Source organism: Trabulsiella guamensis ATCC 49490, assembly GCF_000734965.1.
Taxonomy (GTDB): Bacteria; Pseudomonadota; Gammaproteobacteria; order Enterobacterales; family Enterobacteriaceae; genus Trabulsiella; species Trabulsiella guamensis.
Map to the genome: position 1 here is coordinate 1 of NZ_JMTB01000031.1, position 19,289 is coordinate 19,289.

16 protein-coding genes and 1 pseudogene are annotated in these 19,289 nt (G+C 55.6%); 7 read left to right on the forward strand and 10 right to left on the reverse strand.

What is annotated here, in order from left to right:
• Positions 1-2,385 (forward strand): molybdopterin guanine dinucleotide-containing S/N-oxide reductase (locus tag GTGU_RS03080; protein ID WP_051857286.1); only part of this gene is annotated, 2,385 nt, incomplete at its 5' end.
• A gap of 32 nt (positions 2,386-2,417) precedes the next feature.
• Here GTGU_RS03080 and GTGU_RS03085 read toward each other — a convergent pair.
• Entirely contained in the window at positions 2,418-3,833 is a 1,416-nt protein-coding gene (locus tag GTGU_RS03085; RefSeq protein WP_038154163.1) for an aminotransferase-like domain-containing protein, read from the reverse strand.
• Between the two features lie 156 nt (positions 3,834-3,989).
• On the opposite strand from GTGU_RS03085, the gene GTGU_RS03090 reads away from it, so the two are divergent.
• From GTGU_RS03090 to GTGU_RS24275, 3 genes are read left to right on the forward strand one after another with little or no spacing between them, the layout of a single operon-like run.
• Positions 3,990-5,387, forward strand: coding sequence for a cytochrome ubiquinol oxidase subunit I (locus GTGU_RS03090; RefSeq protein WP_038154164.1), 1,398 nt, complete (start codon positions 3,990-3,992; stop codon positions 5,385-5,387).
• A complete protein-coding gene (gene cydB, locus GTGU_RS03095) occupies positions 5,387-6,397 on the forward strand; it encodes a cytochrome d ubiquinol oxidase subunit II (protein ID WP_038154165.1) in 1,011 nt (336 codons plus the stop codon). The genes GTGU_RS03090 and cydB overlap by 1 nt, the downstream gene beginning before the upstream one ends.
• Positions 6,397-6,522, forward strand: coding sequence for a DUF2474 domain-containing protein (locus GTGU_RS24275; RefSeq protein ID WP_072011896.1), 126 nt, complete (start codon positions 6,397-6,399; stop codon positions 6,520-6,522). The genes cydB and GTGU_RS24275 overlap by 1 nt, the downstream gene beginning before the upstream one ends.
• 34 nt (positions 6,523-6,556) lie before the next feature.
• On the opposite strand, the gene GTGU_RS03100 is transcribed toward GTGU_RS24275, so the two are convergent.
• Positions 6,557-8,518 carry a peptidase U32 family protein gene (locus GTGU_RS03100; protein WP_038154166.1) on the reverse strand — a complete coding sequence of 654 codons (1,962 nt, stop codon included), beginning with the start codon at positions 8,516-8,518 and terminating at the stop codon, positions 6,557-6,559.
• 81 nt (positions 8,519-8,599) lie between these two features.
• Positions 8,600-9,136 (reverse strand): helix-turn-helix domain-containing protein, encoded by a 537-nt coding sequence (locus GTGU_RS03105; protein WP_038154167.1) that lies wholly within the window; start codon positions 9,134-9,136, stop codon positions 8,600-8,602.
• 89 nt (positions 9,137-9,225) lie between these two features.
• Here GTGU_RS03105 and GTGU_RS03110 point away from each other — a divergent pair, with 89 nt between their 5' ends.
• Positions 9,226-10,389: a benzoate/H(+) symporter BenE family transporter gene (locus GTGU_RS03110; protein ID WP_038154169.1), complete on the forward strand. Its 1,164-nt coding sequence runs from the start codon at positions 9,226-9,228 to the stop codon at positions 10,387-10,389.
• Here GTGU_RS03110 and GTGU_RS03115 read toward each other — a convergent pair.
• Positions 10,369-11,241 (reverse strand): helix-turn-helix transcriptional regulator, encoded by an 873-nt coding sequence (locus GTGU_RS03115; protein WP_038154171.1) that lies wholly within the window; start codon positions 11,239-11,241, stop codon positions 10,369-10,371. The genes GTGU_RS03110 and GTGU_RS03115 overlap by 21 nt on opposite strands.
• Before the next feature lie 183 nt (positions 11,242-11,424).
• Here GTGU_RS03115 and GTGU_RS03120 point away from each other — a divergent pair.
• Positions 11,425-12,334: pseudogene (locus GTGU_RS03120) on the forward strand (DMT family transporter).
• Between the two features lie 36 nt (positions 12,335-12,370).
• Here the strand turns inward: GTGU_RS03120 and GTGU_RS03125 are convergent.
• On the reverse strand, positions 12,371-13,039 hold the full coding sequence (locus tag GTGU_RS03125; RefSeq protein ID WP_038154172.1) for a DUF3313 domain-containing protein: 669 nt from the start codon (positions 13,037-13,039) through the stop codon (positions 12,371-12,373).
• 133 nt (positions 13,040-13,172) lie between these two features.
• Positions 13,173-13,766, reverse strand: a complete 594-nt coding sequence (gene tehB, locus GTGU_RS03130) for a tellurite resistance methyltransferase TehB (RefSeq protein WP_038154173.1) — start codon at positions 13,764-13,766, stop codon at positions 13,173-13,175.
• A gap of 120 nt (positions 13,767-13,886) precedes the next feature.
• On the opposite strand from tehB, the gene ydcK reads away from it, so the two are divergent.
• Positions 13,887-14,816, forward strand: coding sequence for a YdcK family protein (gene ydcK / locus GTGU_RS03135; RefSeq protein WP_038154174.1), 930 nt, complete (start codon positions 13,887-13,889; stop codon positions 14,814-14,816).
• On the opposite strand, the gene rimL is transcribed toward ydcK, so the two are convergent.
• The 4 genes from rimL to GTGU_RS03155 all read right to left on the reverse strand — a co-directional run bounded on the left by rimL (position 14,808) and on the right by GTGU_RS03155 (position 19,277).
• Entirely contained in the window at positions 14,808-15,386 is a 579-nt protein-coding gene (gene rimL, locus GTGU_RS03140) for a 50S ribosomal protein L7/L12-serine acetyltransferase (RefSeq protein WP_051857287.1), read from the reverse strand. The two genes, ydcK and rimL, sit on opposite strands and share 9 nt — an antisense overlap.
• 38 nt (positions 15,387-15,424) lie before the next feature.
• On the reverse strand, positions 15,425-17,080 hold the full coding sequence (locus tag GTGU_RS03145; RefSeq protein ID WP_038154177.1) for a glucan biosynthesis protein D: 1,656 nt from the start codon (positions 17,078-17,080) through the stop codon (positions 15,425-15,427).
• A 241-nt stretch (positions 17,081-17,321) separates the two neighbouring features.
• The gene (locus tag GTGU_RS03150; RefSeq protein WP_038154178.1) at positions 17,322-18,095 is read right to left on the reverse strand and encodes an ABC transporter substrate-binding protein; all 774 of its coding nucleotides are present in this window, start codon (positions 18,093-18,095) and stop codon (positions 17,322-17,324) included.
• Between the two features lie 12 nt (positions 18,096-18,107).
• Entirely contained in the window at positions 18,108-19,277 is a 1,170-nt protein-coding gene (locus GTGU_RS03155) for a pyridoxal phosphate-dependent aminotransferase (protein ID WP_038154179.1), read from the reverse strand.
• Between the last annotated feature and the right edge of the window lie 12 nt (positions 19,278-19,289).

The following is a 19,289-nucleotide window of genomic DNA, read 5'->3' on the forward strand; positions in this document are numbered from 1 at the left end:
ATTACCTCCGCCATTCCAATGCCAGCCTGGGCAGAAGGTCCGGCAGGCGGCGCTATTCTGACCGCAGGGCGTTGGGGTGCCATGTATGTCGAGGTCAAGGACGGAAAAATCGTTTCCTCTAAAGGCGCACTGCCGAAAACCGTTCCGAACTCACTGCAACAGACCGCCCCGGATCAGGTACACACTACCGCGCGTATTAAATATCCGATGGTGCGCAAAAGTTATCTGGAAAACCCGGGAAAAGCCGATGGTAAACGCGGGAACGATCCGTTCGTTCGCGTCAGCTGGGATCAGGCGCTGAAACTCATTCACGAGCAACACAGCCGGATTCGCAGCAGCTATGGCCCCTCTTCTATTTTCGCCGGGTCCTACGGCTGGCGCTCCAGCGGCGTGCTGCATAAAGCACAGACCCTGTTGCAGCGCTATATGAGTATGGCTGGCGGCTATGCCGGACACACTGGCGACTACTCCACTGGCGCTGCACAGGTGATCCTCCCCTACGTACTGGGATCCGTAGAAGTCTACGAACAACCGACCACGTGGCCGATGATCCTTGAGCACAGCCAGGTCGTGGTGCTGTGGGGCATGAACCCACTCAACACACTGAAAATTGCCTGGAGCAGCACCGACGAACAAGGGCTGGAATATTTCCATTTGCTGAAAAAATCGGGCAAGAGTGTCATCGCCATTGACCCGATGCGTTCCGAAACCATCGAGTTCTTTGGTGACAGCGCCACCTGGATTGCGCCGAACATGGGCACCGACGTGGCCATGATGCTCGGTATCGCCCATACACTGGTGAAAAAGGGGCTGCACGACAAAGCCTTCCTCGACAAGTACACCACCGGTTATCCGCAGTTTGAAGAGTATCTGCTCGGTAAAACCGACAAGACAGAAAAAACTGCCGAATGGGCGGCGAGCATCAGCGGCGTACCCGCTGAACAAATTGAAAAACTGGCAGACATCTTCGCTGGCAACAAAACCATGCTGATGGCGGGCTGGGGCATTCAGCGCCAGCAATATGGCGAACAGCGTCACTGGATGCTGGTCACCCTGGCGGCAATGCTCGGTCAGATCGGTACAGAAGGCGGTGGTTTTGGCTTCACCTACCACTACTCCAACGGCGGTAACCCGACCCGCGTTGGCGGCGTACTGCCCGCGATTTCCGCACAAATCGCAGGCGGTTCTTCTGCCGGTAACGACTGGGCCGTGTCCGACGCTGTCACCAGTATTCCGGTGGCGCGTATCGTCGAGGCGCTGGAAAACCCGGGCGGCAAATACCAACACAACGGTAAAGAGCAGACCTTCCCGGATATCAAAATGATCTGGTGGGCAGGCGGCGGCAACTTTACCCATCATCAGGATACCAACCGTCTGATCAAAGCCTGGCAGAAACCGGAACTGGTGGTAATTTCCGAAAGCTACTGGACGGCGGCAGCCAAACATGCGGACATCGTTCTGCCGATCACCACCTCGTTCGAGCGTAACGACCTGACCATGACCGGTGACTACAGTAACCAGCACCTGGTGCCGATGAAACAGGCCGTACCGCCGCAGTTCGAATCCCGTAACGACTTCGACGTGTTTGCTGATCTGGCCGAAATGCTCAAGGCAGGCGGTAAAGCGGTTTACACCGAAGGCAAAGACGAGATGGGCTGGCTGAAGCAGTTCTATGATGAGGCGCAAAAAGCGGCCCGTGCGCAACGTGTGGCGATGCCGCAGTTCAACGCTTTCTGGCAACAGAACAAACTGATCGAAATGCGTAAGAATGAGAAAAACGAGAAGTACGTTCGCTACGCTGATTTCCGCCGTGATCCGGTCATGAACGCGCTTGGTACACCAAGCGGTAAGATTGAAATCTACTCAAAAACCATCGAGGGGTTCAATTACAAAGACTGCCCGCCGCACGCGACCTGGCTTGCGCCTGATGAGTGGAAAGGCACTGCGGATAAAGATCAACTGCAACTGTTGACCGCCCACCCGGCCCATCGTCTGCACAGCCAGCTGAACTATGCCGCGCTGCGTAAAGAGTATGCGGTAGCAAACCGTGAACCGGTCACCATCCATCCAGAAGATGCGAAAGCCAGAGGCATCGCTGACGGCGATCTGGTCCGTGTCTGGAACGCCCGTGGACAGGTGCTGGTCGGCGCCCGCGTCAGCGATGGCATCAAGCAAGGCGTGATCTGCATCCATGAAGGCGCCTGGCCGGACATTGAAAACGGGATCTGTAAAAACGGTGGCGCTAACGTGCTGACGGCGGATATTCCAACGTCACGCCTGGCGAACGGCTGCGCGGGTAACACCTCGCTGGTCTACGCTGAAAAATACAAAGGCGAAGCACCGAAGCTGACCGCGTTTGAAGAACCCCCGATTGTTACTGCGTAATCGCAACCTACCAGCGCCTGCCTTCGCAGGCGCTATTTTTTGATAAGCTCGCGGATCAATGTCCCCAGCACCTTCACCGCATTTTCCTCACGCGCGTCCCAGCCCCAGGCGGTATTAAAACGGAAAAACGATGCCCAGCTGTTAGTCGTGGAAAACATTTTGCCCGGCGCGATACTGATATGCTGCGCCAACGCTTTCGCGCTCAGCTCACCCGCGTCGATCCCGGCGGGCAATTCCAGCCAGAGAAAGTAACCGCTGTCGTTATGGTGGATTTTCACTTCGGCGGGCAAATGCCGCAGTAACGACTGCCAGGCCTGCTGTTTTCGCTCGGCAAGCTGTCGGCGTAAACGGCGCAGATGGGCGTCATAGCGTTTGGTGGCTAAGTAATCCACCAACGCCAGTTGCATCGGCGAGCTGGTCGACAATGTACTCATCAGTTGCAGATGCTGGATGCGACGCGCGTGTCTGCCTGCGGCGACCCAGCCAATGCGGAACCCCGGCACCAGACATTTCGAAAACGAGCTGCAGTGCAGCGTCATATCGTTGTGATCCCAGGCTTTTGCCGGTAACGGCTTCTCGCGACCGAAATACAATTCGCTGTAGACGTCATCTTCAATCAGCATCACGTTATGCGCCGTCAGTAACGCAATCAGTTGTGCTTTTTTCTCCGCCGGGAGCGTGAAACCGAGCGGGTTCTGGCTGTTGGTCATCAGCCAGCAGGCTTTCACCGGGTAATCCCGTAGCGCCTGGGCCAGCGCGTCCATGTCGATCCCGTCTTTCACATCAGACGCCACCGATAGTGCCTTGAGCTTCAGACGCTCCAGCGCCTGTAATGCGCCATAGAAGCACGGATTCTCGACAATCACCCAGTCACCCGGCTCAGTCACCGCCTGCAGACTGAGATTAAGCGCTTCCAGCGCTCCGGCGGTGATCACAATCTCGTCCGGCGAAATGTTCATCCCCTGCAATGCATACCGGCGGGCAATGGCATGACGCAGCTCGGCATTGCCTGGCGGCAGGTTTTCAATCACGCTCATCGCCGTCGCCGTTTTGCTCACTTGCGCCAGTGATCGGTTGAGTTGCTGTAAGGGAAAGAGTCGCGGATCGGGAAACGCCGAGGCAAACGGCAGCACGGACGCATCGCGACTCGCCTGCAGCACTTCAAAAATGTAGGTGTTGATGTCGACAGACTCATCGCGCATCACCTGTTCCGGTGGCGCGGAAAGCGGCTGGCGAACAGGACGCGGCGCAACGTAATAACCTGACTGTGGTCGGGCGATAATCCGCCCCTGGCTTTCCAGCAACTGATAGGCATGCCCGACGGTCATAAAACTCATCCCGCTGCTCACCACCTGCTCCCGCAGCGACGGTAAACGGTCACCGGGTTCCCACACGCCAAGCTCAATCTGTTCGGTGATTTGCTGCGCGAGACGCTGGTATTTTTTCATGACGGGTTCCAGGTGAAGGAGATTTTCCTATATCAGAACGTATAAATGATAAGTTTTCAATAACTGTTATGTATTAATAAATCCGATCTGTTTCTGTAACTCATTTTCACAGAATCCTAAAATTGCGCTGAATCAATTTATACTGCGGAGTACTGCATGTTCGGTCTTGATGCGTTTCATCTGGCAAGGATCCAGTTTGCGTTCACAGTTTCCTTCCACATTATCTTTCCCGCCATCACCATCGGCCTTGCCAGCTATCTGGCGGTGCTGGAGGGATTGTGGCTGAAAACTAAAAATCCGGTATGGCGTTCGCTGTACCATTTCTGGTCGAAAATCTTTGCAGTTAACTTCGGCATGGGCGTGGTGTCTGGTCTGGTAATGGCTTATCAGTTCGGCACCAACTGGAGTGGGTTTTCACAGTTTGCCGGCAGCATTACCGGCCCGCTACTGACCTATGAAGTGCTGACAGCGTTTTTTCTCGAGGCCGGTTTTCTCGGCGTGATGCTGTTCGGCTGGCACAAGGTCGGCCCCGGTCTGCACTTTCTCTCTACCTGCATGGTGGCGCTGGGCACCATTATTTCCACCTTCTGGATCCTCGCGTCGAACAGCTGGATGCAGACGCCACAAGGGTTTGAGATCGTCAATGGTCAGGTGGTGCCGGTCGACTGGTTTGCCGTGGTGTTTAATCCGTCTTTCCCGTACCGCCTGTTGCATATGTTCACGGCGGCGTTCCTGAGCAGCGCACTGTTTGTTGCCGCCTCAGCAGCGTGGCATCTGCTGCGCGACAACAATACGCCCGCCATCCGCGCGATGTTCTCCATGGCGCTGTGGATGACGCTGATTGTCGCGCCATTGCAGGCCTTGATTGGCGATATGCATGGTCTGAATACGCTTGAACATCAGCCAGCCAAAATCGCCGCTATCGAAGGCCACTGGGAAAACGTGCCGGGTGAGCCGACGCCGCTGCTGCTGTTCGGCTGGCCGGATATGGCTCAGGAGCGTACCCGTTACGGGCTGGAGATCCCCGCTCTCGGCAGCCTGATCCTCACTCACAGCCTGGACAAGCAGGTTCCGGCACTGAAAGAATTTCCCGCAGAAGATCGGCCAAATTCCACCATCGTATTCTGGTCGTTCCGCCTCATGGCCGGGCTTGGCATGTTAATGATCCTGCTCGGTATTGCCGCGCTGTGGCTGCGCAAAAAACAGCGGTTGTACGATTCGCGCCCTTTCCTGCGCTTTGCGCTGTGGATGGGGCCGTCGGGTCTGATTGCGATCCTCGCCGGATGGGTCACCACTGAAGTGGGTCGTCAGCCATGGGTGGTATACGGCCTGCAACGCACCGCCGATGCGGTCTCTGCCCATGGCGACCTGCATATGAGCATCAGCCTGCTCGCCTTCTTTGTTGTCTACGGTGCTGTGTTTGGTGTCGGTTACAGCTACATGATCCGCCTGATCCGCAAAGGACCACAGGATGATGACCCGGACACCTCGGGTACCCCGGCACGTCCGCTTTCTGCTGTCGTTGAATCTTTTCCTGCTGAGGAGCGCCGCTGATGGGTATCGATCTCTCTGTTATCTGGTTTGTGATCATCGTTTTTGCCACCCTGATGTACATCGTCATGGACGGCTTTGATCTCGGTATCGGCGTGCTTTTTCCATTGACACAGGACCCGGCGGATCGCGATGTGATGGTCAACAGCGTAGCGCCCGTATGGGACGGCAACGAAACCTGGCTGGTGCTCGGCGGCGCCGGGTTGTTTGGCGCATTTCCACTGGCTTACGCGGTGATCGTCGACGCGCTGACCATTCCACTGACGCTGATGTTAATTGGTCTTATCTTCCGTGGCGTCGCCTTTGAGTTTCGTTTCAAAGCCACGCCGTCACACCGCCCGTTCTGGGATAAGGCGTTTATTGGCGGCTCCCTGCTCGCCACCTTCAGCCAGGGCGTAGTGGTCGGTGCAGTGCTGAATGGCTTTCCGGTGACTGATCGCACTTATAGCGGGGGTCCGTTTGACTGGCTGACACCGTTTACACTGTTTTGTGGCGTGGGTCTGGTGGTTGCCTATGCCCTGCTCGGCGCTACCTGGCTGGTGATGAAAAGCGAAAACCCGTTGCAGGCGAAGATGCGCATCGCGGCGAAAAAGTTACTGCTGGCGCTACTGGCGGTGATTGTCATCATCAGCCTCTGGACGCCACTGGCGCATAACGCGATCGCCGCACGCTGGTTCAGCCTGCCAAATCTGTGCTTTCTCGCCCCCGTGCCTTTACTGGTGGTCGCCCTGAGCGTCTGGCTGTGGCGGGTGCTGGCAAACCCGGCGCATCACACCTCACCTTTTTTACTGACGCTGGGGCTGATTTTCCTCGGTTTTAGCGGGCTGGACATCAGCATCTGGCCGCATCTGATCCCGCCGGACATTACACTCTGGCAGGCCGCCGCCCCACCGCAAAGTCAGGGTTTTATGCTGATCGGCGCGCTGCTGATCATCCCGATAACTCTGGTTTACACCTTCTGGAGTTACTACGTGTTTCGCGGAAAAGTACAACATGGCGAGGGGTATCACTGATGCAGCAATCGTTACTGAAACGGCTGTTCTGGTTGGTTGTTTTCTGGGGCGCAGGCGTGCTGACACTGGCTGTCGCCGGGAGCGTTTTTCGCCTGTTGATGAACGCGGCCGGGTTTAAATCCTGAAAACCAGGGGGAGATTTCCCCCTGGCGTATCCCATTAGCGATTGCGCTTCGGCAGGGTTTTCATCAGTTCGTCCGGGCTCACGGAGGCCACAATACTGCCTGGCTGCGGCAGCTTCAGGATGTGGTTTTTGATTTTTCCCACCACATGCATTTCACAGGGGCGGCAGTCAAAGCGCAGCGTCAGCACTTCATCACCGTGCACCAGTTGCATCGGCGTGGCACGCCAGCTTTTGATGTTCCCCTTCGCCTGCTTCGGACACAGATTAAAGGCAAACCGCAGGCAGTGTTTGGTGATCATCACCGGCACATCGCCCTTTTCCTCGTGGGCTTCATAGGCCGCGTCGATCAGTTGCACGCCGTAGCGATGATAAAACTCACGCGCTTTGTGGTTGTAGACGTTAGCGAGGAAACTAAGATGGGTTTCCGGGAATACCGGCGGCGGCACGGAGACCGGCTTGCGGCTGCCGCGTTGATAATTAGCCAGACGCGCCTCGTCGAGTTTTTCTACCGTTTCGCGACGTAGCTGGTTCAGCAGACTGTTCGGTACAAACAGTGCGCCTGGCAGGGTAATACTCACGTCGCGAGCGTAGTAGATAGTCTGCCCCAGTTTTGCGACCCCATCATGCAGGCTGTTCATCGCTTTTTCGGCGTTGGTAGCTTCCTCGAAATTGCCATCGAGGGTATGGGTGACGCTGACCCCCTCTTCACTGGTCAGCGTCAGAATGAGCTGCTCCTGCCAGCCACCCAGTTCAATATCGACCGCCACACGGCGCTCGCTGGACGTTTTCAGCAACGCCTGCTGCCAGTTGTGGTCAAGATTGCGGTTCAGCGCCTGATGCGCACGGGCTTTATGCAGATCGGCAGGCATTTCGTTCGGCCAGACGCGATAACGATTTTCACCGGTTTTCTCTACCGTATTGGCGCGAAAACCGACGACTTCACGTTTGATCATCACATTGAGCCCGTCGCCGTTTGCCAGTGGTTCCGTCACTTCTACGTCGAGGTAGTCTTTCGCCACCTTCAGCACTTCGCCCACTGGCAAGCCAATAAATTTCGGCGAATCAAAGGCGCCGATATCCCCTTTGCGGGCATTAACGAAGTAATCTGTGCTGCCGCGATGGAAGGTTTTGTCGGTCGACGGAACAAAGAAATGCTCTGTACGCCCGGCAGAGGCACGCGCCAGATCGCCACGATCTTCAATAATGGCGTCCAGCATCTGTCGATAGTGCGCGGTGATGTTCTTCACGTAGCTCATGTCTTTGTAGCGCCCTTCAATTTTGAACGAGCGCACACCGGCGTCGATCAGCGCGCCAAGGTTGGCGGTCTGATCGTTGTCTTTCATCGACAGGAGGTGTTTTTCGAACGACACCACGCGGCCCTGATCGTCTTTTAAGGTATAGGGTAATCGGCAGGCCTGCGAACAGTCACCACGGTTGGCGCTGCGCCCGGTCTGGGCATGCGAAATGTAGCACTGTCCGGAATAAGCCACACACAGCGCGCCGTGAATAAAGAACTCAATGGTAGCGTCGGTCGCGGCATGAATGGCACGGATTTGTTCAAGATTCAGCTCACGCGCCAGCACAATTTGCGTGAAACCAACGTCAGCGAGAAATTTCGCTTTTTCAACACTGCGGATATCACACTGGGTGCTGGCATGCAGTTCGATGGGTGGAATATCGAGTTCGAGGATCCCCATATCCTGCACGATCAGCGCATCCACGCCAGTCTGATAGAGATCGGTAATCAGCCGCTGAGCCGGTTCCAGTTCATCATCATGAAGGATGGTGTTCAGGGTGACGAACACTTTTGCGCCATAGCGCCGGGCAAACGGCACCAGCTCCGCGATATCGCGCAGGCTGTTGCTGGCGTTATGACGGGCACCAAAACCCGGTCCGCCGATATAAACGGCATCGGCACCATGAAGGATGGCTTCGCGGGCGATCGCCGCGTCACGGGCCGGGCTGAGCAGTTCAAGATGGGAGGTTTGCAGGCGCATGTAATCGTCGTTATCCGTTAAGGTCGAAATGGCGGCTATTGTAGTCAGAAGCGCGCCCGGACGAAAACGTTTTCCGCCCGCTCAGCACGATTTTGGGTAGTGGATAAGCGAATGAAAATGTGTCGTCGAGGCCGTGCTATTGCGATAAGCATGCGGAGTATCCCCGGCGAAGCGCAATCCTTCACCTGCTGAGAGCGACTGCCAGACGCCGTTTATACACATGTCCAGCGTGCCGGAAATCACCACCACATGCTCAATAACGCCCGCTTCATGCGGCGTCGATTCGCTCAGCGCGCCGGGCGCGAGGGTGATCGAGAAGTGATCGAAACACAACACCGGATCCCACGGGAAAACCGGCGTGACGACCATCGCCTGCTGCTGTGGATCGAATACCGGCGGAACATCCGACTGCGGCGGCGTAATAAAAGCCGAAAACGGCACGTTCAACCCGGTGGCGATTTTCCACAGCGTCGCCACCGTCGGGCTCGATTCGTTACGCTCGATCTGACCGAGCATCGCCTTCGATACGCCTGTTTCCTCCGCCAGACGCGACAGGCTCCAGCCACGCTGCTGGCGCAGCAATTTCAGGGTCGCAGATAAGTGCTGTGTTAGATCCATCGCCTCTCCTTTTGCGGCAGTGTAGCACTTGTGCGTTATAACGCACAATGTTACATTGCAACGGACGTTATAACGCACGAGGAGTTTTTATGCGTAGCGCACTTCCCTTTCCCACGCTCATGTCCGGCTTTGTCGCGGTGCTGGTGGGCTATGCCAGTTCAGCGGCAATCATCTGGCAGGCTGCCGCTGCAGCCCAGGCCACGCCAGTGCAAATCGCAGGCTGGATGACCGCTCTGGGTCTGGCGATGGGGATCAGCACGCTGGCGCTGACCTTATGGCGCAAAACGCCGGTGCTGACAGCCTGGTCAACACCGGGTGCTGCACTGCTGGTCAGCGGCCTGGAAAATGTCACGCTGTCGGAGGCTGTCGGGGTATTTATCTTCGCCAATGCGCTGATCGTATTGTGCGGCGTCACGGGGTTATTTGCGCGGCTGATGAAAGTGATCCCCCATTCGCTGGCAACCGCAATGCTCGCCGGGATCCTGTTGCGTTTCGGCCTGCAGGCGTTTGTCAGCCTGCAGCAACATCTTCTGCTGTGCGGCAGTATGTTACTGGCGTGGCTGGTGGGGAAAGCGCTCGCCCCGCGTTATGCGGTGATCGTCGCGTTGCTCGCGGGCTGTGCCGTGGCGTTGCTGCAAGGGAAAATCGCCTCCGCACCGCTCTCTTTTGCCGTGGTAATGCCTGAATTTATTGCCCCGCAGTTTACGCCATCGCTGTTGCTGAGCGTCGGGATCCCCTTTTTTCTGGTGACGATGGCGTCACAAAACGCGCCTGGATTTGCCACACTGCAGGCGGGCGGTTATCCGGTGCCAGTTTCGCCGCTGATTATTTTTACCGGAGGTCTGGCGCTGCTGCTGTCACCGTTTGGCGTCTATTCCATTTGTATCGCAGCCATCACCGCTGCCATTTGTCAGAGCCCGGACGCCCATCCCGATCCCAAACAACGCTGGCGCGCCTCGGCGACAGCAGGTGTGTTTTATCTGCTGGCGGGGATCTTTGGCGGCTCGATTACGGCGCTGATGGGTGCGCTGCCGGTGGCGTGGATCCAGATGCTGGCCGGGCTGGCACTGCTCAGTACGCTCAGCGGCAGTCTGGTGCAGGCTCTGGCGCAGGAGAATGAGCGTGACGCGGCGATTGTCACCTTTCTGGTGACCGCCAGCGGCATGACACTCGTCGGGATTAGTTCGCCTTTCTGGGGATTATTGCTCGGCGGACTGTGCTACGCCGTGCTGTCATTGCGCCGCCGCGCGTAACTGTGACGGGGTTTTGCCAGTCACGCTACGAAAGCGGTTGCTGAAGTGACTGGCAGAGCTGAACCCGCAAGCCAGCGCGATTTCGGTCAGTGTCATCGTCGAATGGCGCACCAGTTCCTGCGCTTTTTCCATTCGCCGCTGCATCACATACTGGTGCGGCGCCATCTGCATTGACTGGCGGAACATCCGTGCGAAGTGGTACTCGCTGAGCGCCGCTTCCTGCGCCAGCGCGGCCAGCGTCAGCGGTTGTGACAGATGCTCTTCGATATAGGCCAGCGTATTGCGCAGCACAAACGGTGCCAGTCCGCCGGTTACTGTCGGCAACCGCCATTGCACGCTGGAGTAGTGCTGGATGAGATGCGTCAGTAACAGCGTACTGGCGCTGCTGAGCATCAGCTGATTAGCCTGCTGCTGCCAGTCGCAACCAAGCAGAAACTGACGATAGACCGCAGTGATTCTGGCGTCATCGGCAAAAATTTTCTCATCCAGCGTCAGCACCGCCGGGCTGCGATCCCATATTTTCTCGGCGGTATCGCGCAGGTGTGCATCTGTACAGTACAGATGCACGAACGACAGATCATCACGAATATCCCACGTCGTTTCGCTCTCTTTCGGCATCAGGCAAAAACGATCCGGGCCGCCGCCGTTTTTCCAGCCGCCGGGCGTTTTCTGATAGCTTTCGTAGCCGTCAGCTACGTACAGGCTCAGGGTGTGGTGATCGCTCTGGACAGTGACGGTGTCATGCTTGTTGTACCAGGAGGCCAGTTGAATACCAGAGTTCAGCGACACCGTGTCCCGCAGGATGGCGTTCTGTTTACATAGCGTTTCAAAGGTACTGTAAGCGTGAGACATAACAACCGTTAAATCGATGGATCAGACCTCCAGTCTATGAAGAGTCAGCGCCCGTTGCCAGTGTTGTGAGCGACGCCCGGCAGAAAAACCGCAAGAATTTGCAAGTCAGACGCAGACGGATGACAGCGCATTTGCGTGTTCTTCGTCAGACTGACAGCAGGTTGTTACACGAGAGAAAAAAACATGAATGTCTTATTGTATGCGCTGGTCGTCGTTATCTGGGGAACGACATGGATTGCCATTTTTCTGCAGCAAGGTCCGGTGCCTGCGCCAGTGTCTATCTTCTGGCGCTTCGCGGTCGCCAGCGTCACGATGCTGGTGGTGTTGGTCGCCCTGCGCCGCCTGCGTCGTCTGAGCTTTCGCGATCATCTTTTTTGCCTGTTGCAAGGATGCTGCGTGTTTTGCTTTAACTTCTGGTGTTTTTATACTGCGGCGGCGTACATCAACACGGGTCTGGAATCAGTGATTTTCTCCATGGCGGTGCTGTTCAACGCCATCAACAGTTTTCTTTTTTTTCGCCAGCAACCGCCGCGGCGCTTTTATCTGGCGGCGCTGCTGGGGCTGACCGGGATTGTGACGCTGTTCTGGGACGATCTGCTGGCCAGCGGCGTTAATACTTCGCTGCTGTTCGGCATCGCATTGAGCGCGCTGGGAACCTATGGCTTTTCGCTGGGCAACATGTTGAGCCTGCGCCACCAGCGCCGTGGTCTGGAAACCCTGACCACCAACAGCTGGGCGATGCTGTATGGCACGTTGGTCATGGGAGCCATTGCCCTGATCCGCGGTGACGATTTCACCCCGCAGTGGACGTTCAGCTATATGGGTGCGTTGCTGTATCTGGCGTTGCTGGGATCGGTGGTGGCTTTCGGCGCCTATTTCACTCTGGTCGGGCGTATCGGTGCCAGCAATGCCGCCTACAGTACTTTGCTGTTCCCGCTGGTGGCGCTGACCATTTCGACGTTTTTATGAGGGATATGTCTGGCATCTGAACGCCGTCTTTGGCCTGGCGTTAATTCTGGTGGGGAATCTGGTGATGTTTGCCCGACCGGAAACCTGGTTTCGCCCGCGAGGGTTACACGGTAAAACCGCCTGATGAATGCAGCGCCATCCGCAGATGGCGCTTGCCATATTATTTGTTATTCGGGTCAAATTTCACTGCGTCGATCGCCATATCATCGATCACCTGTTTCAGCGTATCGACAGTCAACGGCGTGTTTTCATTCGCCAGCTCTTTGCCTTCACCTTTACGCACCACTTTGATCACCGGCTTATTGGTTTTCGCGTCGATCAACTCCCCTTCAAAATAGAGGTTAGTGTCCATGGTCCGATGGCCGGTCGCCATTTGTGTTCCCGCCACCACCATCGCGACAGGGATGACTTCATAGAATTGCAGCCCTTCTTTGCTGGAATCCACCCCGGTGATTGCGCCACGGAAAATCAGACTGCGCGGTCCGGGGGTTATTGCCAGCGGTTTGCGCTCGGCGATCGCCTGTTTCAGTTGCGTGTTCGTGTAATTACGGATTTGATCCAGTGCTTTCTGAGCAATCTGTGTATTCGGTTTTGGCACCGGATAATAAACGATCGGGTTAAAGACGACGTTATCGTAATTATTCGGGTTGTAATCAGGATCGATCCAGCGTAATTCCGGTTTACCGGAAGCGGAGGTCGTCTCCTTCAGATTGGAATAGTCTTTCAGAAAACCGGAATACTTATCAGGCTGAGCAATTTTTGACGCACAACCGGTCAACGCCATCATAGCTGTAATAACAGCTACGCTTAATAACGCTTTAGTACGCATGTAGAAATCCCTTGAAATGCATGAGTGCAACGTAGTTATAGCAAACGACCGGGGGGTTTGTTGTAGCAATAAACGGGGAAGATCAAAATAATGAAAAAAATAACGCCCATCGTCAGATGGGCTGAATGCAGGGTCAGGCGGTTTTACGCGCCAGCATGGTGGCGAAGCGCAGCTTAATGCGATTGCCTTCAGCATCAGTGCGGTGTAATTCTCCTACCTCTTCGTTGTATTTGAGCAATTCCCAACCAGTATAATAATTACTCAGCTCATGCGGTTTAAACGCGAACGGGAAACCGACAGTGCAGGGATAATCGTCCGTATCCATTGCCGCTACAATCAGGTTATATCCACCGACTCTGGTACAGCGCTGCATATTATTAATCAGACCCGGAATGGTGTTTGCTTCCAGAAACATCAGCACTACCGTCGAAAGAATAAAATCATATTCCCCGTCAAAGTTAAGGCTATTAAGATCCTTAATCGCAGTAAGCAGATTATCCAGCCCCTCTTCCTGACGAATCGTCTCCAGATTATTAATGCTCATCGGATTTTTGTCCCACGCGGTGACGTCATACCCGTTGGCCGCCAGATAAAGACTGTTGCGCCCGTTGCCGCACCCCAGGTCAAGCGTTTTGCCCGGCGGCACAATGGTTGCGGCGTGCAGCACTTCTGAGTGGGTTTTCGTCAGGCCATATTTGTCGGTAAAGTAGTTTTCGTCGCAGGTCATGGTTAATCCTTCCCTTCTGATTTTTCAATTCGTTTAAGATGCATTTTAAATAAACCTTCAAAAACACGCTACGGAGATCTTTGCTACGTTTATGTTAACCGACAGTGACGAGCAACCGTGATGAACAAATACCGCCTCAGCGATGAAACCCGCCAGCATCATTACCCGGAAAACGGGGAAACCCGCACCGTAACACTACGACAGATCATCGCCCTGCGCGATTTTGCTGACGTCACCGCTGGCACAACAGGCGGCTGGATAGACGACGAATCCGCCCTCAGCCAACAGGGCCATTGCTGGATCTACAATAGCGACAGCGTGGTCTTCGCCGGGGCGCGGATTGAAGATAACGCCCGTCTGCTTGATACCTGTGCCGTCAGTCATCAGGCACAAATAAGTGACAATGTCACCGTTCAGGCGTCGCAAATCCGTGGTAAATGTCATCTGTTCGGCGACGCCTGCATACTGCAACACTGCGAGATTATTGCCGCCAGAGGACTGACGCCGGACGCGGAAAAAATACTGCAAATCTACGAGCGCGCCATCGTCAGCCGGTCGCGGATTGTGCATCAGGCACAAATTTATGGCGACGTTTTTGTCAATCAGGCGTTTGTCGAACACCGGGCGGAGATATTTGGCAGCGCGCGTATTGAAGGTAATGAAGAAAATAACGTCTGGATCTGCGACTGCGCCAGCGTTTCGGGTCATGCGCGGATCATCGCCGGTCGCGGCGAGGATGCGATCCCCACCCTGCGTTACGGCGCAGTCGTGACCGACGACGCCGTGGTGGAAGGGAATTGCGTGCTGAAACAACGCGTGCGAATTGGCGGCCATGCCTGGTTACAGGGCGGCCCGTTGCTGCTGGATGATAATGTGATGATTCATGGGCGCGCACGCATTCGCGGCGATGTGATTATTGAGCACGAGGTCGACATCAGCGGCGATGCGGTTATCGAAACTTTTGATGGCGAGCAGATTCACCTGCGCGGGCAAAAGGTGATCAGTGGCGACCAGCGCATTACCCGTACGCCACTGCTGGGATCACTTTGAGGCGGGATCGACAATGCGTGCGTAGATATTCTGATCGTGATATTCACCGTTGAGGAATTCCGCCTGCCTCAGGCAGCCTTCCAGCACGAAACCGTTGCGTTGCGCCACCCGGTTGCTCGGCGCATTCGCCACCCGGCATTTGATGACAAACCGCCGCACATCGCCGCGCTGGCTGTAGAAATGAATAAACGCCTGTAATGCCTGCGACAGGATGCCCTGCCCCTGATGCGCCTCGTCAATCCAGTAGCCGATATAACCTGTTTTGTTCAGCGGCTCAATCTGATTGAAGGACAACACCCCCACCATTTCTTCACCGTCAAAGATCAGAAACATTTTGGCGTAGCCGCGCTGATGTAGCATGACGTTTCCCTGCGCATGCTGGCGCGTGGCGTTTTCATCGGTTACGTCTTTAACCCAGTTCAGGGAGTGTTGCAGCCACGCCTGATTTTTCAGTACCAGCTGATGCAGTTCCGGTACGAAACGCTCGTCGATCGCACGCAGCGACAGTCGGTCATTGACGGGAATAAAAACATCGGGGGTTGTCGCCATCGCCACTCCCTTTGCAATCATGGGCGCCCCACCAGTGCGTCTGGCGGGGCGTGGGTGGATTACCGCATCACGCGATCATCAACATAGTTTCGCTTGTCCGGCGCAGGCGGGAAATACTGATACAGCCAGGTTTCGCTGATCGCCTCGCCCTGACAACGCAGGAACATACGCATTTCCACGGGTTCGGTGGAATCGGAGGTCGGATACCAGTCAAACAAGATGCGATACCCGTCGAACGGTTGTACATAAAGAATTTCGACCTGCTTCGCTTCACCACTGGAGAGCGTGATCACAGGCTCAATGCCTTTCGGCGCAGAGGCGTTAAGATCACCGCCGACGAAGTCAATGGCAAAGCGACGCGCCCATTTATCCGGGAAATGTTCGCCCGGCGCCCAGCCTTCCGGGAAGCCGCCCATGCCGGTGCGGGTCGCCAGCACGCGCGCCAGCGGGGAACGTACCGGCGGCATCGCGCTCCAGTAAAGGCGATATTTAAAGTCCAGTTCGTCGCCCGCTTTGACAGGTTTTTCCGGTGTCCAGAAGCAAACAATGTTATCAAGCGTTTCGCCGGTGGTCGGGATCTCCATCAGCCCGACGGCGCCTTTACCCCACGCGTTACGCGGTTCAACCCACAGGCTCGGGCGTTTATTGTACCAGCCCATCACGTCCTGATAATGGCTGAAGTCGCGATCAAGTTGCAACAGGCCAAATCCTTTGGGGTTTTTATCCTGAAACGCATTGAACTGCAGCTTTTGCGGGTTATTCAGCGGGCGGCAGATCCACTCGCCATTACCGAGCCACATCGCAAGGCGGTCAGAATCGTGGATTTGCGGGTGGATGGTATCGCAGGTGCGGCGTTCGTTATTGCCGCAACTGAACATGCTGGTCATCGGTGCAATGCCGAGCTGTTTGATGTCTTTGCGCGCATAGACGTGGTTTTCAACGTCCATGATCACCTGACTCTCTTCGCAGTTGATCACGAACTTATACGCCCCGGTGACGCTCGGGCTGTCGAGCAGCGCGTAGACAGTGAAGGTCGTTGCGCCTGGCTTGACGGTTTCAAACCAGAACGAAGTGAAATCCGGGAACTCTTCCGGCGTGTCGGTAAAGGTATCTACCGCCAGACCGCGGGCAGACAAGCCATACTGATACGTGCTGTCGACCGCGCGGAAATAACTGGCGCCGAGGAAGGAGACAATGTCACGGCGGGCCAGCTCCGGCGCCTTAAAGGCGCGGAACCCGGCAAAACCGAGGTCGGTCTGCCCTTCCAGTTGTTTCGTATCAACTCCCGCGTCGTTGTACTGGAACAATTCAGGGCGGAAATGAATCTCCCGTGCCTGCTGGGTCTGTGAATCCAGCGAAAACATGCGTACACGACGACGGAACCCCATGCCGACATGAAAGAACTGGACATCCAGCTTGCGGGCTTCAACGTTGTTCCACAGCGATTGCGCAGCGTCATACTGAATGCTGTTATAAGCCTGCGGCGTCATGGTTGCCAGCGTCTCAGGCAGGGCGCGCGGCGGACCACCCCATGGCTGGCGGGACAGATCGTGCGCCATGGATTGCAGCACGTTGTAATCAAAACGACGCGTCTGACCGTCGGCGATGTCCGACTCTTCAGCCCAGGCGGCGTTAGTGAAAAGCGATGCGACTCCGGAGGTGCCCGCAACGGCGGCCACAGCCATGGAAGATTTTAAAAAACGTCTGCGGTTCATGCCTGAGAAAGCGTCCTTTTATCATGTCAATTGATGCGCAACAGCGGCAAACAGATGCGTCGTGAATGTCGCTCACTCTAGACAAAAATGATTGATAATCCAATTGTTGACGGCAGAAAAAGCGCGCAAAGGCAGAAAAAACTGTTGTCGACCAGAATCAGCCGAAACGGAGGTAAATTTATGTATAAAAAAACCCCTGCCTGACATCATCAGCAGGGGTCAATGTTCTGGCACAGCATTTTTATTTTACGCTGACATCAATACCCGGAAAGTATTTAGCCGCCAGCGTGGTGATCGTCCCGTCAGCACGCACCTTATCGATTGCCGCGTTGAGCTGTGCTTTTGTCGCGTCGTCACCCTGACGCAGGCCAAAACCGATACCGCTACCAAGAATGGTGTCATCCGATACCGGCTTGCCGATGAATCCGAATCCCTTCCCCTGTGGTTTGCTGAGGAATCCTGCCTGTCCTGCGGCAGACATCACCAGCGAGGCATCAATCCTGCCGTTCAGCAAATCTGCCCATGCCATGTTCTGATCTTTGTATGACACCACCGTGACGCCGTGGGCTTCCCAGTGCTCTTTGGCATAGGTTTCCTGAATCGACCCCTGCAATACGCCGATGGTTTTACCTTTCAGCCCTTCCGGCGTCGCTTCCATACCATCCCCGGCTTTACCGACCAGTTGCGATGGAATACGGTAGATGGGCTGGGTAAAATCGATGCTCTTGCGGCGCTGCTCGGTGATGTTCATCGCCGAGTTAATGGCGTCAAATTTCTTTGCCACCAGCCCCGGGATCAACGCATCAAAAGACGATTCCACCCAGCTGCATTTCAGTGAAGCGGCCTGGCAAATCGCTTTGCCGAGCTCAATATCAAACCCTTCCAGCTCCCCTGCCGCGTTTTTACTCTCAAACGGCGGGTACTCGGCTTCCACGCCATAGCGCAGTTCAGTGGCGGCAAATGATGAGTAAACGCTGAACATCCCCAGAATAAGTAACAGTGCTTTGATCTTCATGGCTTATGCTCCTTAACGCGGCTTCACGCGACACAGCGCCTGCGCACCGGCCCGCAATGTTGCCTCATCTTTAGCAAAAGAGAGGCGAATCAGTTTGTTATCCGTACCATCGGTATAAAACGCCGACAGTGGGATGGTGGCAACGCCACACTCGGTAATCAGTCGTTTCACCATATCGCTGTCGCTCTCGTCGCTGAAGTGGTGATAATCGGCCAGTATAAAAAACGAGCCCGCACTCGGCAGCAGGTGGAACGGGGAATCCGCCAGCAGGGTCTGCAACAGGTCGCGCTTACGCTGATAAAACGCTGCCAGCGAAAGCCAGGTCTGCGGATCGTTCATATGCTCGGCAAACGCATACTGCATGGGCGTATCAGCAGAAAACATCAGAAACTGGTGCACCTTGCAGATCTCATCCATAAGCTCAACGGGCGCCACGCAATACCCCACACGCCAGCCGGTGACGTGAAAGGTTTTGCCGAACGACGAGACAATCACGCTACGTTCGGCCAGTTGCGGGTGCGTCGCCATGCCATGATGCTGTTGTTCATCAAATACCACATGCTCGTAAACTTCATCAGACAAAATAATGATATCGGTATTGCGGGTGACCGCCGCGAGCTGCGTGAGATCGTCGCGAGTCAGCACCTGCCCACTCGGGTTATGTGGCGTGTTAATGATGATCATCCGCGTTTTTGGCGTAATCGCCGCGCGTACTTCATCCCAGTTAATGGTGAAATCAGGTACCGTCAGTTTGATGGCGACCGGCGTAGCGCCCTGCAGGCGCACGATGGGCGCATAGCTGTCGAAGGATGGTTCGAAATAGATAACTTCATCACCAGGGTGAACCAGCCCGCTGATGGCGGAATAGAGCCCTTCGCTGGCGCTGGCGGTGATCAATACTTCACTGTCGACATCGTACTGCGTGCCATAGAGCGTGGCGATTTTTTCGGCAATGCGTTCTTTCAGCACGCGCAGTCCGGTCATGGGGGCATACTGATTGTGTCCGGCTTCCATTGCCCGCGAGACGCCGGCCATTAACCCGGCGTCGCAGGAAAAATTCGGCGCCCCCTGAGAAAGGTTGATCGCCTGATGTTGTGCGGAGAGTTGCCCTATGACAGTAAAAATAGTGGTACCAACGTCTGGCAATTTAGAGCGCGTTTTCACCGGAGTACGAACAGTCATCTTCAATCCTTT

What these genes read in the sequence shown, in the direction of transcription:
- GTGU_RS03085 (WP_038154163.1), bottom strand. Translation starts at nt 3,833, where the DNA reads ATGAAAAAATACCAGCGTCTCGCGCAGCAAATCACCGAACAGATTGAG.
- rimL (WP_051857287.1), bottom strand. Translation starts at nt 15,386, where the DNA reads ATGATTGCAAAGGGAGTGGCGATGGCGACAACCCCCGATGTTTTTATT.
- GTGU_RS03100 (WP_038154166.1), bottom strand. Translation starts at nt 8,518, where the DNA reads ATGCGCCTGCAAACCTCCCATCTTGAACTGCTCAGCCCGGCCCGTGAC.
- GTGU_RS03155 (WP_038154179.1), bottom strand. Translation starts at nt 19,277, where the DNA reads ATGACTGTTCGTACTCCGGTGAAAACGCGCTCTAAATTGCCAGACGTT.
- ydcK (WP_038154174.1), top strand. Translation starts at nt 13,887, where the DNA reads ATGAACAAATACCGCCTCAGCGATGAAACCCGCCAGCATCATTACCCG.
- GTGU_RS03090 (WP_038154164.1), top strand. Translation starts at nt 3,990, where the DNA reads ATGTTCGGTCTTGATGCGTTTCATCTGGCAAGGATCCAGTTTGCGTTC.
- GTGU_RS03150 (WP_038154178.1), bottom strand. Translation starts at nt 18,095, where the DNA reads ATGAAGATCAAAGCACTGTTACTTATTCTGGGGATGTTCAGCGTTTAC.
- cydB (WP_038154165.1), top strand. Translation starts at nt 5,387, where the DNA reads ATGGGTATCGATCTCTCTGTTATCTGGTTTGTGATCATCGTTTTTGCC.
- GTGU_RS03105 (WP_038154167.1), bottom strand. Translation starts at nt 9,136, where the DNA reads ATGGATCTAACACAGCACTTATCTGCGACCCTGAAATTGCTGCGCCAG.
- tehB (WP_038154173.1), bottom strand. Translation starts at nt 13,766, where the DNA reads ATGACCTGCGACGAAAACTACTTTACCGACAAATATGGCCTGACGAAA.
- GTGU_RS03110 (WP_038154169.1), top strand. Translation starts at nt 9,226, where the DNA reads ATGCGTAGCGCACTTCCCTTTCCCACGCTCATGTCCGGCTTTGTCGCG.
- GTGU_RS03115 (WP_038154171.1), bottom strand. Translation starts at nt 11,241, where the DNA reads ATGTCTCACGCTTACAGTACCTTTGAAACGCTATGTAAACAGAACGCC.
- GTGU_RS03125 (WP_038154172.1), bottom strand. Translation starts at nt 13,039, where the DNA reads ATGCGTACTAAAGCGTTATTAAGCGTAGCTGTTATTACAGCTATGATG.
- GTGU_RS03145 (WP_038154177.1), bottom strand. Translation starts at nt 17,080, where the DNA reads ATGAACCGCAGACGTTTTTTAAAATCTTCCATGGCTGTGGCCGCCGTT.
- GTGU_RS24275 (WP_072011896.1), top strand. Translation starts at nt 6,397, where the DNA reads ATGCAGCAATCGTTACTGAAACGGCTGTTCTGGTTGGTTGTTTTCTGG.